This window comes from Hymenobacter profundi, assembly GCF_019334315.1.
GTDB classification, from domain to species: Bacteria; Bacteroidota; Bacteroidia; order Cytophagales; family Hymenobacteraceae; genus Hymenobacter; species Hymenobacter profundi.
Window position 1 is genome coordinate 1 of sequence record NZ_JAHWGL010000028.1, and the last position, 17,035, is coordinate 17,035.

Below are 17,035 nucleotides of genomic sequence, written 5' to 3' on the forward strand. Positions count from 1 at the left end.
TGTGAACGACAGACGTCATAACGACTCGTTCTGTGGGCATAAGGTCCTTCGCAAGCTCAGGATGACAGACGGTTTTTTAATATCCATTTTTTTCACCCGTACCTCGCCGACTCATCCACTGAACTTTCCGCCGCTCAAGCGTGTCGGGAGCTATGCGCACGACCACTCTGCTGACGGCTACCGGCTTGCTCCTGCTCGCCGGCTCGGCCCGCACCCTGGCCCAAAGCCTCCCCTCCGACCCTGTTGCCAACGCAGAAACACCCTTTATCCGCAACCTCCGCCCCGACCGGCCCGGCCAAACCGTTACGACGAGCATGCTGTATCCCGGCCAGGTGCAGGTAGAGTTGGGGACGTTGCGCTACGCGCCGCCGGACGGCTTGGGGCCGCGCCGCACGCTTTCGTCGGCCCTATTGCGGGTAGGGTTTTTCAACCACATAGAGCTGCGGGCTTCGCAAGGTTATTTGGCTGATGTTTCCGCACGTCCTACCCTTGGCGATGCGCCGCAACCTACCCTACCCTCTTATCCCAACGGCTTCGCGCCCCTTACGGTGGGCGCTAAGTTCTTGGCTTCCAGCAACCAAGACGCCCGCTCTCAGGTGGTACTACTCACTGAGCTGACACTGCCTACCGGTGACGCGTCCTACCTTAATCAAACCTACGAGCCGGCAGCTCGCCTGCTAGTGTCGCAACAGTTGGGCCAGCGCTACGGCCTGGAGGCCAACGTAGGATTTCGGCAACGTGGGTTTCGGGCCGAAGGAACCAGCCAAGGGCAATACCTGGGTACATTGGCCCTAAATGGTGCTATTCTGCCCACCGTTGGCTTTTTTGCGGAAACTTATACCTTCTGGCAACGCACCTACGGTTGGCAGCCGGGCCTCACGGGTGGCCTCTATTGGCGCCCCCTACCCGGCCTGCGCCTCGACCTAAACGCCGGCAACACCTGGCGCGAAGGTCGCGCCGCCCCGCAGGTAGGCGCCGGCCTCAGCGTGCGGCTGCCGAAGTAGTGAGGTGGTGAGATAGTGAGTAAAAAAGGTGTGTCATCCTGAGCTTGCGAAGGACCTTATGCCCGCAGAACGAGTCGTTATGACGTCTGTCGTTCTGCGGGCATAAGGTCCTTCGCAAGCTCAGGATGACACACCTTTTCTTAACTCCCTACTCCTTCGCCACGCGTGTGGGCGTTTGCTGACCTGATATGATATCGGTAGCGCTGCGGGCAATGGCGTTGATAACGGACGTCATATTTTGTAGATCCAGACTCTCGATTTCGTCGTCGACGGAGTGGTAGAGCTTGTCCGTGGGAATCTGGTCGGTGCTGATGGTGTGGGCTGGCACGCCTAATTTTGCCAGCGTGGCGTTGTCGGAGCGGTAGAACAGGTTTTGCTCGGGATACGGGTCGGGCTCGAAGCGGAACGGCGAGCCTTGCAAGTTTTGCTGCAACAGCGGGCCGAAGTCGCTCCGCTCGTAGCCGGTGATGAAAGCCGTGTTGGGGCCGAACTTCGCTACCTTGCCAATCATCTCAATGTTGAACATCGCTACCACCTTGTCTGGGTCGAGCTGACGAGAGAAATACTGCGAGCCAAACCCACCGATTTCTTCTGCCGTGAAAGCTGCGAAAACTAGCGTGCGGGCGTTCTTTTTCTGCTTTTTGTAGTACTCAGCCAGGGCCACTACGGCCGTGGTACCACTGGCGTCGTCGTCGGCACCATTGGCAATGGAGTCGCCGGCTACGGCCTGGGTGATGCCCAGGTGGTCGTAGTGCGCGGAGAAAACCACCATTTCCGGGGCCAGCTTTTTGTCGCGGCCGGGTAGTATCCCTACCACGTTGCGCATAGCAACGGGTTTGATGGTAGTGGTAGCCGTTACGGCGTAGGTAGGCGCAGCACCTTCTAGCGGTGCAGTCGCCAGCAACATTGCAACGGCGTGTGCTGCTGGCTGTTGGGCCTTCACCGACCCCTTATTCAATCCTAGCAACCGCTTAAACTGCGCCTGATGCGCCGGATCGACAATGACCACGGTGTTTTCGTGCAGATCCAGCAACGGCCGCACCACCTGAAACAGATTGTCCTGCGCCCCTACCATCACTGTGCGTATCGTCGCGTCGGTATTTGTCCAGTCCACCTGGGGCAGACCCGAAGAAAGCACGATGTTATCGGGGGGTAGGGCCGTACCATTCAGAGTGGCGGTCCGGGCGCTCGTCTGCGCTTCATAGGCCTCAAACTCCTGTAAAAAATTGTCCTTGCCCGGCAGCGGCTTCAAGCCAATACGCTTGAACTCAGCGGCCAGAAACTGACCAGCTTTCAGGTTGCCGGGGCCGGCGCTAGGGCGGCCGGCCATGTCGTCGGCGGTGAGGGTACGGGCCACGCGCTCCACAGTAGCCGCCGATACGGCCGGTTGCTTTTGGGCGGTGGCCTGAGAGCCAACCAATAGGCCAGCAGCAAGTAAAAAGAAGTGTTTCATAGGACAAGCTTACTGCTTTGCGGTAGGTTCTACAATTGCATCACGTTGTTGGGTCTACTACCCGCAGCAGCGCTATCAAGTCAGCCTCCGATTTGCCCATGCTCTTGTTGCGGTCGGCCTCACTTTTCAGCTTAGCTGCTAGCTCCGGCGCCGCGCTCTGCAAGGCTTTCAGCGTGAGCTTATTGATGGGCACTACCTTGCCATCGGGCCGGCGTAGGTAGTACGTTTCTTTGGTTACCAGCTCGTCATAGCGCTTGTCCTGGCTGTAGGCGCCTTTGTAGCTGGCTTGCTCCAGCTTCTTCTGGTACTGCTTGAGCACCGTGTACTTGCCTTCGTGCAACACCTCCACAAACTCACGGCCCTGCGCCGGTTCCGGAGCCTCCACGAAGCGTCGGAACCGGCGCTCAGGCACCGTGCCGGTAGCATCTGTCAGCACGAAGCTTTTCACGCGGTTCTCGTTCAGCAGCATCGAGTCAGTGCGAGTAGGCTGACGGGCGTAAAGGAGTTGCTGCACCACATCGTATTTCAGCAGCACGGGTTGCAGCTTCACGTCGTGGTCGGTGGTGACGACGGCTGGCAGCCAGCGCGCAATAGCGTAAGGCGAGCCTACCAAGCCCTGATATCGCGTATCAATGGTGTAGCCCTGTCCACCACGCGCAATGGAGTTGATGTTTTCCTGAGCCATCACGCCGCTGCCGCTGGTAGGCACCTGGCTTACTTGGGCCCTACTTTGTTGGACGGATAATCCTACCAACAACCCGGCGATAATCCCACCCCAACCAACTGCCCGACGTGTAGTTGCGTACTGCATCATGGTATTGCTTTTTAGTAGATACTATACTGTTGGTTCTAACGGTTCTGCTTGCGTAGCAGTATCTGCCAGCGTTTCCGACTGCGACCAATAGCAATTGGCAAGCTAAAAGATTTCATCTTTGTTGCCTACTCCCTTGTTTTTCCCTCATCTATCTCATGCGTATTTCTTCGTTTTTCGCTTCCGTAATCACCGCGGCACTGCTCGGCAGTTGCGCCGGCCGCGAGCCTGCCGAAACCACTCAAACGCCCACCGCAACCACCACGCCCCTACGCGGTACGTATTGGGTACTCGAGCAACTAGGCGATTCTGCCGTAACTACCCCCGAAAACAGCCAGGAAATATACCTGACATTGGCTGCTGACAGCAGCAACCGCGCCGAAGGACAAGCTGGTTGCAACCGCTTCCGGGGCCGCTTCACTCTGGCTGCCAACGATCAGTTGAGCTTTTCGCCGCTTATGTCGACTAAGATGGCCTGCCCGCGTGTGTCCCTGGAAACCCGCTACCTCAACGCCCTCGAAACAACCACGCGCTATCAGCTAGAAGGTGACACCCTCCGCCTATTGGGTGCCCCTGCAGGTACGCAAGTGGTAGCACAGTTTCACGCCGGCGAAGCGCCGGAGTAGAGTTTATAAAGGCAGTTAGCCGTTGGCTGCTAGCGCTTAGCCTTTCAGTAAACGAAAGCTAAGCGCTAGCAGCCAACGGCTAACTGCTTTTATAAACTCCTACCCCAATGTCAGTACCAAATCGTCGGCATTCACGAGGGTGCCCTCTTCCAGGGTTACGGCTTCCACGGTGGTATCGTCGGGGGCGGTGATGGTGGTTTCCATCTTCATGGCCTCAATGATGAACAGCGGGGCGTTGCGCTTCACTTCCTGCCCAGGTTCCACCAATACGCGCGACAGCAGCCCCTGCAATGGTGCTCCTACCTGGCGCGGATTGGCTTTATCGGCCTTGGCGTGCTGTACTTTCACTACTTCTACCGAGCGGTCGCGCACTTCCAAGTTGCGGGTTTCGCCATTGATGGAGAAGAACACCGTGCGCTTGCCCTCGTCGTTGGCAATGCCTAGGGAGCGGAATTTTACGATGATGCTCTTGCCGCGGGCAATGTCGATGATGCTTTCTTCGCCCGGTTGCAGGCCGTAGAAAAACAACCGCGTGGGCACCACCGACACGTCGCCGTACTCCTGCACAAAGGCCCAGTATTGCTCAAACACTTTAGGATAGAGCAGGTAGGAAAGCAAGTCCGTGAACTCCACACTCGGCCCAAACTTCTGTTGAAACACCTTCCACTCCGCATCAAAGTCGATGGCTTCGAGGTGCTCGTTAGGCCGTTCGGTGTAGGCCGGTTGGCCTTTCAGGATAATCTCCTGCAAGCCCTCGGGCCAACCGCCTTCGGGCTGCCCAATATCGCCGCGAAACAGGCTCTGCACCGATTCGGGGAAGTTTAGCGTCTGGCCTTTGTCCCACACATCCTGGGTCGTGAGGTTGTTGGACACCAGGAATAGCGCCATATCGCCTACTACTTTCGAAGAAGGCGTGACCTTGGTGATGTCGCCAAAGAGCTGATTGACATCGGCAAACGTCTTCTTAATCAGCTCAAACTTGTCGCCCAGGCCCAGCGCTACAGCTTGCGGGCGCAGGTTGGAGTACTGCCCGCCTGGAATTTCGTGCTGGAACACGTCGGCCGACCCAGCTTTCAGGCCCGACTCAAACGGCTGGTAGTAGGTGCGCACGCCTTCCCAGTAGTTGCTGAACTCGTTGAGGCTCTGCTGGTCGAACTCGCGATGGCGGGGCGTGTGGCGCAACATCTCCACGGTGGCGTTGAAGTTGGGCTGCGAGGTGAGCCCTGACAGGCTTCCCAGAGCGACGTCAATCACATCCACCCCAGCCTCCACGGCCTTGAGGTAGGTAGCGGCTTGCAGGCTGCTGGTGTCGTGGGTGTGCAGGTGGATGGGTAGGCTGATGGTATCGCGCAGGCCGGCAATTAGCTCCTGCGCGGCATAGGGCTTCAGGAGGCCCGCCATGTCCTTGATGCACAGAATGTTTGCACCGGCGTCCTCAATTTGTCGGGCCAGGCGCAGGTAGTAATCGAGGTTGTATTTCTTGTTCTGCGGGTCCAGCAAATCGTTGGTGTAGCAGATGCTAGCCTCGGCTAGCCCCCCCGTTTTCTCGCGCACAAACCGGATGCAGCTTTCCATACCCGGCATCCAGTTCAACGAATCAAAAATGCGGAACACGTCGATGCCGGTTTCCCAGCTTTGCTGCACAAAGCGCTCTACCAGGTTGTCGGGGTAGGCCTTGTAGCCCACGCCGTTGGCCCCACGGATCAGCATTTGCAGCAGGATGTTGGGCACGGCCTCGCGCAGCTTGGCCAGGCGCTCCCAGGGGTCTTCGTGCAGGAAGCGCAGGGCCACATCGAAGGTAGCACCGCCCCAGCACTCCAGCGAAAACGTCTGGGGGTGCTGCTTGGCGAAGCGCTCCGCCACCTTCAGCATATCAAAGGTGCGCATGCGCGTGGCCAACAGGCTCTGGTGGGCGTCGCGCAGGGTAGTATCGGTGTAGTGGATGAGGGTATCCTCGCGCAGCCACTTGGCAAAGCCCTCAGGACCTAGTTCGGTAAGGCGGTTTTTGGTGCCGGGGGGGTAGGGCGCGGTGGCATCGTAGTGGGGTAGCTTGGGCTTGGGCAGGTCGCGGGCCGGGTCCTGGGCGCCGTGCACGTCGGGGTTGCCGTTCACGATGATGTCGCCCAAGAAGGTCAGCAGCTTGGTGCCACGGTCTTGGCGCACCTCAAACTTGAATAGCTCGGGATGGTCTTTGATGAAGTCGACGGTGGCGCTACCATTCTGAAAATCAGGGTGCGCCACAATGTTTTGCAGGAACTGAATATTGGTGCGCACGCCCCGAATCCGGAACTCCGATAGGGTGCGCAGCATCCGCTCGGCCGCCTCCTTGAGGGTAGGCGCCTGGGCCGACACCTTCACCAGCAAGGAGTCGAAAAACGGCAGAATCTTGGCGCCCTGGTACACCGAGCCCTGGTCCAGCCGGATACCGAAACCGCCCGCCGAGCGGTAGGCCACAATGGTGCCGTAGTCGGGCTTGAAGTCGTTTTCGGGCGCTTCGGTGGTGAGGCGGCACTGCAACGCAAAGCCCGTAATGCGGGGCCGCACCTGCGGGTCGAGGTTGATTTCGGGGTCCTGCAAGTGGTAACCCGACGCGATGTAAAGCTGGGTTTTGATGAGGTCGACACCCGTGACCATTTCCGTGACAGTGTGCTCTACCTGAATGCGCGGGTTCACCTCAATGAAGTAAATCTCACCTTCCTCCGGCTTCACCAGAAATTCCACCGTGCCCACGTTGTTGTAGTTCACGGCGCGGGCCAGGCGCAGGGCGTAGTCGTATAATTGCTCGCGTAGTTCCTCGGCTAGGCCCAGAGCGGGCGCTACCTCCACTACCTTCTGGAAGCGGCGCTGCACCGAGCAGTCGCGCTCGTAGAGGTGCGTTACGCTGCCGTAGGCGTCAGCCACCACCTGCACCTCAATGTGCTTGGGTTGCTCCACAAACTTCTCGAGGAATACGGTGTCGTCGCCGAAGGCTTTCAGGGCTTCGTTGCGGGCCTCGAAGAAGCCCTTCTCCAACTGGTCGTCGTCGCGGATGACGCGCATGCCCCTTCCCCCACCGCCGCTGGCAGCTTTCAGCATCACGGGGTAGCCGATGCGGTTGGCCTCGGCGCGAGCTGTTTCGAAGTCATTCAACTCTTCTTCACTGCTCTGAATAATAGGCACTTGCTCGCGCAAGGCAACTTCCTTGGCGCGCACCTTGTCGCCGAGCGCCTCCATCACTTCGGGCCGCGGCCCCACGAAGATGATGCCTTCCTCGCCGCAGCGCCGGGCTAGGGTCGCGTTTTCGCTCAAAAACCCGTAGCCGGGGTGGATGGCGTCTACACCGTTGGCTTTGGCTATGCGCAGCAGGCCTTCAATGTCGAGGTAGGGTTTCAGCGGCTCGTCGTCTTCGCCAATCTGATAGGCCTCATCAGCCTTGTAGCGGTGCAGGGAGTAGCGGTCCTCGAAGGTGTATACGGCTACCGTGGTGATGCCCAATTCGGTAGCGGCACGCATTACGCGAATGGCAATTTCGCCCCGATTGGCAACGAGGAGTTTGCGAATATTCATGAGTAGGTAGAGGTGTTTTAGTCAGCGCGGCCTCAAACTAGGCAATAATTTAACAGAAAGGACAAAAAAGGCTGCTTTTTACGATCAAAATGACAATTATTAGGCACTTCCATTCAATTTTGTACTCATGCACTCACCTTCGCACTCGCTCGGCATAGTACAGCGAGTGCGGAGGCGAGTGTGAGTAGTGCTACGAGCAAGTACGAAAGCAAATACTTGCCGCCAACCGCGGGCCTCGTATATTTGCCCTACCGCTCCCACAACGGAGCACTTATCAAGAAAGGCGGAGGGACAGGCCCTGCGATGCCTTAGCAACCGGTAGTCATAGCTACAAGGTGCTACATCCTGAATCTGCGACAGCAGATGAAGATAAGTTACGAAAGGCTCGGCGCCCCGTTTTGGGGTTTGGCTCTTCTGACTTGTCGGAAGGGCTTTTTTTTAGGCCTTTTCGGGAAGAAATCTTGGTGAGATGCTTTGGGATGGAGGCGGAATTTTCCCTCACCTACGGCAGTAGCCGCTGCCTTGATTCCGTTTTCCGCATGACTCGCTCCGACATCCGTATTGGTTTATTTGGTTTTGGCGTGGTAGGCCAGGGCCTGCACACTGTTTTGGAACGCACGCCCGGCCTGCGCGCCCGCATTGGCCGCATTGGCGTGAAAGACCGCGCCAAGCAGCGCAGCCTACCCACCGAGCTATTCACGTTCGACCGCGCCGATCTGCTGAATGATGAGTCCTTGAACGTGATTGTGGAGCTGATTGACGACGCTGACGAAGCCTACCACATCGTGACCGAGGCCCTGCGCCGGGGCAAAGCCGTGGTGACGGCCAACAAAAAGATGTTGGCCGAGCACTTGCCCGAGCTGATAGAATTGCAGCGTCAAACCGGTACTCCGTTGCTCTATGAGGCTGCCGCCTGCGCCAGCTTGCCCGTCATTCGGAACCTGGAGGAATACTACGACACCGACTTACTGGAAGCGGTGGAGGGCATCATCAACGGCTCCACCAACTACATTCTCACGGCCATGCACCGCGATGCCATTTCCTTTGCCGAGGCCCTAAGCAAGGCGCAGGCGTTGGGCTTCGCCGAGAGCAATCCTGCTTTAGATGTGGAAGGTCTGGACGCCCGCAACAAGCTGGTGCTGCTGCTCACGCACGCGTTCGGACTGGTGACCTCGCCCCAGCAAATCCTAGCCGTAGGCATCGACCGCCTCAGCGACCTGGCCTCGGACTACGCCCGCGAGAAAGGGCTGGCCCTCAAGCTCATTGCCGAAGCCCGCCGCCTCCCCGACGGCAACGTGGCGGCTGCCGTACTGCCTACCCTGGTGCGGCCCGAGCACGAGCTGGCACGAGTGCAGGACGAGTACAACGGCCTTATCACCCAGAGCGGCTTTGCCGACCGGCAGTTTTTCCTAGGCCGCGGGGCAGGCGCGGTGCCTACCGCCTCGGCCGTGCTCAGCGACTTGTCGGCCCTTACCTACGGCTACCGCTACGAGTACAAGAAAATCAGCCAGAACGTTGACTCAGCCTTGACGCCCGACGCTGCTGAAGTAGACGTGCTGGTGACGTTCACGGACGAGCATGCCCCCCAAGAAGCCGACTTCACGCGGGTGCACGAAACCTTCCGCTCGGCCGTGCGCGGACATTATCTCACGGGCACCATTGGGCTGGCGCAACTGGCGCAAGCCGAGTGGCTGCGGCTGCCCGGCATTTGCGTAGTGCGCCTCCCTACCCCGTTGCGGGCAGCCGCTACCGCCCAGCCCGCCGATACCCAGCTCGCCGGAGCCGCCGCGTATTTTGCCGAGTAATTGATTGTCTATCAACTTATAGCTCGACGGCTATCGGGAAAGAATCCTGCTAGCTGTCGAGCTTTTTTGAGCTGGTAATAACCACCTACAGCCATTCCTGCGTAGCAGAAACTCAACCGTTCACTTGCTTCGCTTTTCATGGAATTTGCTGATAAGAATATTCTCCTGGTAGGTGCATCCTCCGGTATTGGCTTGGCTACAGCTCACCTGCTGCATGGCCTGAAAGCCAATCTGTTCACGGCCTCGCGGCACGAGTCGCCGGAGCTGGCCGAGTTGGGCACCACCTTCCTACCCCTCGACGTTACGCAGCCCCTTGCCGCTACCGCTTTCGACTCCCTACCCGACACCTTGCACGGTGTGGTATACTGCCCCGGCAGCATTCGGCTACGGCCCTTCGAGCGCATTGCGCCGGCTGATTTTCGGCAGGATTTTGAGCTGAACGTGCTGGGCGCTGTGCAAGTGATGCAGGCTGTGGTGAAGCGGCTGAAAAAAGCCAATGGCGCTTCCATTGTGCTTTTCAGCACCGTAGCCGCCGAAACGGGCATGAGTTTTCATACCAGCGTAGCCACCGTGAAAGCCGCCGTGGAAGGCCTCACCCGCGCCCTGGCCGCCGAGTACGCCGGCGCCAACATCCGCGTGAACTGCATCGCGCCTTCCCTCACCGATACGCCCCTGGCCGCTACCCTCCTCAACACCCCCGAGAAGGCCGAGGCCAGCGCCAAGCGCCACCCCTTGCAGCGCGTGGGGCAGCCCCAGGATATGGCCTACATGACGTCGTTCCTACTATCCGACCACAGCAGCTTCATCACGGGCCAAGTCTTGCCCGTGGATGGTGGCATGGGCCGGTTGAAGTAAGGCAGTGATGTTTTGTAATCTGTCATCCTGAGCTTGCGAAGGACCTTCTCACGCTAGAACGAGTCGTTGGTAAACTTGTCGTTCTAGCGTGAGAAGGTCCTTCGCAAGCTCAGGATGACAGATTTTTCAGTTGCATAAGAAACAACCCTTATGAAAATCACGATTTTCTGGCACCGGCGCGACTTGCGCATCACCGATAATACCGGCCTAGCAGCCGCTTTGCAAGACAATGCGCCGGTAATACCGCTGTTCATTTTCGACCGCGACATTCTGGATAAGCTGCCCAGCAAGCAGGACGCCCGCGTGACGTTCATCTACGACGCCGTGGAGCAGCTGGCGCAGGAAACCCAGGACAACGGCGGTACTATGCTGGTGTTCTACGGCAAGCCGGAGGAGGTCTTCGAGCAGTTGTTGAAGGACTATGACTTGGCCGCTGTGCACACCAACGAGGACTACGAGCCCTACGCCCGCCAACGAGATGAGGCTATTGGCAAACTGTTGGGCAAGCACGATGTGCCCTTTACAACGCACAAAGACCAGGTGATTTTTGCTAAGGACGAGGTGCTGACCAAATCGGGCACACCGCCTAAAGTATACGGTCCCTACAATAAGGCTTGGCGGGCCGCTTTGCAGGACGACAGCTTCCAGGAACGGCCGTCGCGGCGGTTATTCACCAAGGAAAACCTGCACCATATTGCGCATGCTCCGGCTCGCCCTACCCTCTCCGACATGGGGTTTGAACGCTACGAGCAGCCCGTACCGCCCGCTCGCCTACCCAATAAAAATTACGTAGAGGATTACGACAAAACCCGCAACCGCCTCGCCGACGACCACGGCACCACGCACCGCTCGGTGCACCTGCGCCACGGCACGCTCAGCGTGCGGCAGATGATGGGCAAGGCACAGGAGCTAAACGATAAGCTACTGGACGAGCTCATCTGGCGCGACTACTTTATGATGCTGCTCTGGCACTTCCCTGAAACCGTGGAGGAAAGCTACGATAAGCCCTTCCGGCACATCAAGTGGCGCAACAACCAGGAGGAGTTTGCGGCGTGGTGCGAGGGCCGCACGGGTTACCCTCTGGTGGATGCCGGCATGCGTCAGCTCAATGAAACCGGCTGGATGCACAACCGCGCCCGCATCACCACGGCCAGCTTTCTGATTAAGGATTTGCTGATCGACTGGAAATGGGGTGAGCAGTATTTCGCCGACAAGCTCATCGACTACGACATGAGCAACAACATTGGCAACTGGCAATGGACGGCTGGCACGGGCGTGGTGTCGGCACCGTGGTTTCGCATTTTCAGCCCCGAAAGTCAGCTTCAGAAATACGACCCGAAGCTGGAGTACGTGAAGGATTGGATACCCGAGTTCGGCACCGACGCCTACCCCCAGCCGATAGTGGACCACAAGAAGGCCCGCCAACGTGCGCTGGATGCCTACCGCGCCGCTCGTAAATAGGTTTTTATCGGCAACTTAAACCCCTACTCAACGGTTATACCATCATGGAAAAGGAAGCTATCAAACTCGCTTATCTCGACTACGTGCTGCGCAAAGGCCAGCCGCCGGTTTCGGTCTACAAGCTCATGCATAAGCTAGGCGCTACCGAGGCCGAATTCTACCAGCACTACTCTACCTTCGCGGCCATCGACCGCGAGATTTGGGCTGATTTTGGGCGCCAGGCCCGCGCCCGCGCCGCCGAGGAGCCCGTATGGGAGCAGTACGGCGCCCGCGAAAAGCTGCTGGGTTTCTACTACACGCTGCTGGAAATTCTGAAGCAAAACCGCAGCTACGCGTTGTGGTCGTTGCGCTACTCGCTCTCCAAGATGCCCGGTATGACACCGCGTATTCTGGACGATTTCCGCCAGGGCTTCGAGCAGTTCGTGGCCGATATTCTGCGCGACGGTCGGCGTACCGAGGAAGTGGCTTCCCGCCCCATGATTCAGGAGAAATATCCGCGCGCTTTCTGGCAGCAGATGCTGTTTGTGCTGGGCTTCTTCGCCAAAGACGATTCCCTGGGCTTCGAGCGCACCGACGCGGCCATCGAGAAAGCCGTGACACTGAGCTTCGACCTGGTAGGCCGCAACACCCTGGATTCCGCCGTGGACTTCGTGCGGTTTCTGGTGCAGAGCCGGTAGGGTCGACGATTACCCCACCCCCCGGCCCCCTTCCCTCCGGGAGAGGGGGAGCCTTTACCGGAGCTGTTAGCTGATGGCTACTAGCCGATAGCTCGGTTCTAGGAAAAGCTAACAGCCAACAGCTATCAGCTAACAGCTAAATCATCTGGCTCCCCCTCTCCCGGAGGGGAGGGAGCCGGGGGGTGGGGTCCACGTTAGTACAGTATTCAACAGCCACAATGTCCGAACCTACTAAGCCACTCGTTTCCCTACCCACTACTAAGGTGGCCCGCGCCGCCCGTTTCGCCAAAACGGGCTTAAACGTTGGCGCCAACTACGTGAAGCACTACGCCAAGCGAGCTGTGGGTGCGGAAAGCGCTACGGCCGATTTGCACCAAGCCAACGCCGAGGAACTGTACGGCGCGCTGAGCGAGATGAAAGGCTCGGTGCTGAAAGTGGCGCAGATGCTGGCGATGGAGAAGAACATCCTACCCACAGCTTATGCCGAGCAGTTTGCCCAAGCCCAGTACCAAACGCCGCCGTTGTCGGGGCCGCTGATTGTGAAGGCGTTCCGGGATGCGTTTGGCAAGTCGCCTTTTGAGCTATTTGACACGTTTGAGTTGAACGCCCGCCAGGCCGCCAGCATTGGGCAGGTTCATTTTGCCGAGAAGGATGGTAAAGCGCTGGCTGTGAAGGTGCAATACCCCGGCGTGGCCGACAGCATCCGTTCGGACTTGCGGATGGTGAAGCCCGTGGCCTTGCGTGTGCTGGGACTGGATGAAGCCACGATGCGGCCCTACCTGGAAGAGGTGGAAACCCGCTTGCTGGAGGAAACGGACTATCAACTAGAACTACGTCGCGGGCAGGAAATTGCGGCTCAGTGCGGCCACATTCCGCACTTGTGCTTTGCGACGTACTACCCTACCCTGTCTGCCGCCCGCATCCTTACAATGGACTGGTTACCGGGTCAGCACCTCAAGGAGTTCCTGGCGACTAATCCCACTCAGACCGTGCGCAATCAACTTGGGCAGGCGCTCTGGGACTTCTACGCCTACCAGATGCACACGCTACGCCAAGTGCACGCCGACCCTCACCCCGGCAACTTCTTGCTTGATGCTACGGACGGCGGGACCCTGGGCGTGTTGGATTTTGGCTGCGTGAAGAATATTCCAGCCGATTTTTACCAGCTCTTTTTCGCCCTACTCGACCCAGCAGTACTAGCCGACGACGCCCGCCTCACCGACTTGCTCACCCAGCTCGAAGTCCTTCGTCCCGACGATGCCCCTACTCTGCGCGACTTGTATCTGCGCACGCTGCGTATTTCGTTGGAGCTGGTGGCACGGCCTTTCCATCAGCCCGTATTCAACTTCGGCGACCCAGCGTATATGCAGGCGGTGTATGCCCTCGGCGACGACCTGATGCAGGAACCCGAGCTACGCAAGCAGCGTGAACCACGCGGTTCGCGACACTTCATCTACGTCAATCGTACCTACGTGGGACTTTACGCGCTGTTAGCTGAGCTAGGCGCCGAAGTGCGAACGGCGTAGGGGCGCGTTGCACACGCCCATCGTTGACAGATACAGGGTAGGCACACTGTCTACCCTTAATTTTCTCTCCATCGGGCGCCCGTTAAGCGTCCACACTCTTCCCACACGTATGCAAAAAATTCTCTCCCTGCTGGTGTTTTTCTTCAGTACCGTCACCTTCGCTTCGGCTCAGAGTGCTATGATGAGTTGCTGCACCAAACCCACTGCTGCCACCGAAGCCTTTGCGATGTTAGCTAACGATGACGCCTTTGTAGGTGGCCACGACGCTCCCTTACCCTATACCTACCAGGGCGCCGGCGATATGGTTTCCTACCCTACCCCAGATGGCAAAACGGCCAAGGCGTTTATGCTCAAAAGCGCCACGCCTTCCACCAAATACCTGTTCGTGATTCACGAATGGTGGGGCCTAAACGATTACATCAAGCGCGAAGCTGCTGGCTTTGCGCGGGAAATGCCCGGCGTCAACATCATCGCCCTCGACCTCTACGACGGCCAGGTAGCCACCGCGCCCGCCGAGGCCGGCAAGCTGATGCAGAGTGTGCAAACCAGTCGGGCCGAGGCTATCATCAAAGGTGCTATGCAGTATGCTGGACCGAAAGCGCAGATTGCCAGCATTGGTTGGTGCTTCGGGGGCGGCTGGTCGTTGCAAACGGCGCTGCTCGCTAGCAAGCAGGCAGTAGGCTGCGTGATGTACTACGGGATGCCCGAGAAAGACGTAACGCGTTTGAAAATGCTGAACACCGATGTACTCGGCATTTTTGCACTGCAGGATAAGAGTATTTCGCCCGAAGTAGTGGCGCAGTTCCAGAAAAACATGGCCGCCGCAGGCAAAAAGTTAACCGTGAAAAATTACGATGCTGTGCACGCCTTTGCCAACCCCAGCAATCCCAACTACAACAAAGCCTACGCCGACGAAGCCCACGATTTGGCAGTAGCGTATTTGAAGAAAAGCTTCAAGTTGAAGTAAGGATAGGTAGATAGTTATCAGAGAAAAGGCCCTGTCATCCTGAGCTTGCGAAGGACCTTATCACGCCTGAACGACTGACGTAGCAACGTCTTGTTCTATCGTGATAAGGTCCTTCGCAAGCTCAGGATGACAGGGCCTTTTCTCTAATAACAATTGCCCACCTCTCCCCTACCGCACCGCCAATTGCCAGTTACTAGCCAGCAAGGCCGCCAGTTCGGCTACACTTTCGGTTAGCTGCTCCCAGGAGTTGAGCACAAAATATTGGTCCTGATAGTGCGCCTCAGAATACGGCGTGTGCAGTACAGTAGCCAGATCAAACGGATGGCGCACGTCGGTGCTATTCAGCCAGTGATGAATCTCGCCTGCCGATGACAGTAAACCCGCGCCGTAGATGCGCGTGCTGCCGCCTTCGGTCACGAGGCCGAACTGCACCGTGAAGCCGTAAAGCCGCGCCAACTTTTGCAGTGCCACCGTGTCGTGCAGGTGCTGGCCGGCCACCCTACCCAAGAAGTGCAGGAAATCGGCAAACGCATGGTCTAGCAGCAAGGGCAAGTGGCCGAAGGCGCAGTGAAACAGATCGGGCTGCTCAATGAAATCGAACTGCTGCATAGACCGAATCCAGGTGGTAACCGGGAACTTGCGGTCGGCTAGCAGGCCAAAAAAGGTAGAAGCATCCAACTCACCACCCACGGGCGCAATCTCCCACCCCGTACGCCGCCGCAGCCGCTCGCTCACTTCCTCGAAGCGAGGAATAGCTGTACGCTGAAAACCAATCTGTTGCAGACCCTGCTCAAATGCTACGGCCGCTCGTTTGTGCAGCAGGGCAGTTTGGCGGTCGAACAAAACTTTCCAGACCAATTGGTCTTGGGTGGTGTAGTGATGGTAGTGTTGCGTATCCATAGCTTTTGGCATAAAAAAAGCCCGGCCTCCGGGAGGAGTCGGGCTTTTGTGGTTTACAGCTTCGTACGTCATGAATTAGCTTCCGTACTGGCAATACCGCCCGACTCCGTCCTCCGCGGGACGAATATTCATCAGGGTAAAGTGTTTGACAGATTGTTGCTGCATGACAAAACAAATATAGAGAATATTTTTAATTTGATACTTCTTCCCGAAAGATTTTATCAAAAAAAGTTGATTAAATCTATAAATTCTTCACATAATATAAACTCACAATAAAATTATTATTTTAAACAAGCCTTTATATTGCCAATTACGCAATAGATCATCCAGGTTTATGGTTTCTTTATCCCTTGGTTAAGTCCAAGCTCGACGGCAGCTATTCCAGCTCCTGCCGCAGGGCATAGACGCGGCGTAGGTTGCGGATCAGGCGCGCCGATTCGGCAAAATTCAGGGTTTGGGCGCCGTCGGAGGCAGCTTGCTCCGGCTTTTCGTGGGCTTCGTAGATGATGCCATCGGCACCGGCCATCACGCCAGCTAAGGCCATATCGGCCACATAATCTCGAATACCAATGCCGTGCGAAGGGTCTACGATGACGGGTAGATGGGTTTTCTCTTTCAGAATGGGCACTGCATTCAGATCCAGCGTGTTGCGTGAGGCCGTTTCGAACGTACGAATACCCCGCTCGCAGAGAATCAGCTTTTCGTTGCCGCCGGAGAAAACATACTCGGCCGATGACAGCAGCTCTTCAATAGAACCCGAAATCCCCCGCTTAATCATTACGGGCTTGTCCACGCCGCCCAGTGCATCCAGCAGGTTGAAGTTCTGCGTGTTGCGGGCGCCTACCTGAAACACGTCTACGTAGTCGTGCATCTCCTCTACCTGCGACACCTGCATCACCTCCGTCACGATTTTGATGCCGTGCTGCCGGGCTAACTGGTGAAATAGTTTCAGCCCATCCATGCCCAGGCCCCGAAATGAGTAGGGCGAGGAACGTGGCTTGAACACGCCGCCGCGCATGATGCGCACGTCATTCTCCACCAAGTGCTGCATGATGCTTTCCATTTGGGCTTCGCTCTCGATGCTGCACGGGCCGGCCGCCAGCGTGAGCGTGCCTTCACCAATGCGCACGCCGTCGCCAAGGTCGAGGACGGTAGGGCGCACGCGCCACTTGCGCGACACCAGCTTGTAGTCGTCCGACACACGGTGGATGTCCACAATGCCCGGCAACTGGCCCACCGTGCGAATGTCGAAATCGGCCTTACCAATGCCGATGAGGTAGTGCGCGCGCTGCGTGGTCACCTCCGTGACTTTGTAGTTCACCGCTTTAATGCGGTTGATAATCGCCTCCCGATTTTCGGAAGAAATGGCGGGTTCTAGTTGAATGAGCATGGAGAAAGTGGCTT

The 17,035-nt window shown here is 57.7% G+C and carries 13 protein-coding genes and 1 riboswitch; of the genes, 8 read left to right on the forward strand and 5 right to left on the reverse strand.

Annotated features, from left to right (window positions below):
* The first annotated feature begins 152 nt into the window (after positions 1-152).
* Positions 153-1,004, forward strand: a complete 852-nt coding sequence (locus tag KYK14_RS08975) for a transporter (RefSeq protein WP_219158561.1) — start codon at positions 153-155, stop codon at positions 1,002-1,004.
* Between the two features lie 148 nt (positions 1,005-1,152).
* On the opposite strand, the gene KYK14_RS08980 is transcribed toward KYK14_RS08975, so the two are convergent.
* Positions 1,153-2,457: a M20/M25/M40 family metallo-hydrolase gene (locus tag KYK14_RS08980; RefSeq protein ID WP_219158562.1), complete on the reverse strand. Its 1,305-nt coding sequence runs from the start codon at positions 2,455-2,457 to the stop codon at positions 1,153-1,155.
* 40 nt (positions 2,458-2,497) lie between these two features.
* Positions 2,498-3,271 (reverse strand): hypothetical protein, encoded by a 774-nt coding sequence (locus tag KYK14_RS08985; protein WP_219158563.1) that lies wholly within the window; start codon positions 3,269-3,271, stop codon positions 2,498-2,500.
* 155 nt (positions 3,272-3,426) lie between these two features.
* Between KYK14_RS08985 and KYK14_RS08990 the strand changes: the two genes are divergently transcribed.
* Positions 3,427-3,894: an META domain-containing protein gene (locus tag KYK14_RS08990; protein WP_185283106.1), complete on the forward strand. Its 468-nt coding sequence runs from the start codon at positions 3,427-3,429 to the stop codon at positions 3,892-3,894.
* A 99-nt stretch (positions 3,895-3,993) separates the two neighbouring features.
* On the opposite strand, the gene KYK14_RS08995 is transcribed toward KYK14_RS08990, so the two are convergent.
* Entirely contained in the window at positions 3,994-7,440 is a 3,447-nt protein-coding gene (locus KYK14_RS08995) for a pyruvate carboxylase (RefSeq protein ID WP_208305946.1), read from the reverse strand.
* Between the two features lie 268 nt (positions 7,441-7,708).
* Positions 7,709-7,816: riboswitch (SAM riboswitch) on the forward strand.
* A 163-nt stretch (positions 7,817-7,979) separates the two neighbouring features.
* Here KYK14_RS08995 and KYK14_RS09000 point away from each other — a divergent pair.
* From KYK14_RS09000 to KYK14_RS09025, 6 genes are all read left to right on the forward strand, one after another.
* A complete protein-coding gene (locus tag KYK14_RS09000; protein WP_219158564.1) occupies positions 7,980-9,245 on the forward strand; it encodes a homoserine dehydrogenase in 1,266 nt (421 codons plus the stop codon).
* A gap of 138 nt (positions 9,246-9,383) precedes the next feature.
* Positions 9,384-10,100, forward strand: a complete 717-nt coding sequence (locus KYK14_RS09005; protein ID WP_219158565.1) for an SDR family NAD(P)-dependent oxidoreductase — start codon at positions 9,384-9,386, stop codon at positions 10,098-10,100.
* 150 nt (positions 10,101-10,250) lie between these two features.
* Positions 10,251-11,561, forward strand: coding sequence for a cryptochrome/photolyase family protein (locus KYK14_RS09010; protein WP_219158566.1), 1,311 nt, complete (start codon positions 10,251-10,253; stop codon positions 11,559-11,561).
* Positions 11,562-11,605: 44 nt separating this feature from the next.
* Complete coding sequence (locus KYK14_RS09015; RefSeq protein WP_185283101.1) at positions 11,606-12,238, forward strand: TetR/AcrR family transcriptional regulator; 633 nt, start codon at positions 11,606-11,608, stop codon at positions 12,236-12,238.
* Positions 12,239-12,456: 218 nt separating this feature from the next.
* Entirely contained in the window at positions 12,457-13,764 is a 1,308-nt protein-coding gene (locus KYK14_RS09020; RefSeq protein WP_219158567.1) for an ABC1 kinase family protein, read from the forward strand.
* Between the two features lie 109 nt (positions 13,765-13,873).
* Positions 13,874-14,731, forward strand: coding sequence for a dienelactone hydrolase family protein (locus tag KYK14_RS09025; RefSeq protein WP_219158568.1), 858 nt, complete (start codon positions 13,874-13,876; stop codon positions 14,729-14,731).
* Between the two features lie 168 nt (positions 14,732-14,899).
* On the opposite strand, the gene KYK14_RS09030 is transcribed toward KYK14_RS09025, so the two are convergent.
* The gene (locus KYK14_RS09030) at positions 14,900-15,631 is read right to left on the reverse strand and encodes a phenylalanine 4-monooxygenase (RefSeq protein WP_243900078.1); all 732 of its coding nucleotides are present in this window, start codon (positions 15,629-15,631) and stop codon (positions 14,900-14,902) included.
* Between the two features lie 376 nt (positions 15,632-16,007).
* A complete protein-coding gene (gene aroF / locus KYK14_RS09035) occupies positions 16,008-17,021 on the reverse strand; it encodes a 3-deoxy-7-phosphoheptulonate synthase (protein ID WP_208305940.1) in 1,014 nt (337 codons plus the stop codon).
* Positions 17,022-17,035: the final 14 nt, after the last annotated feature.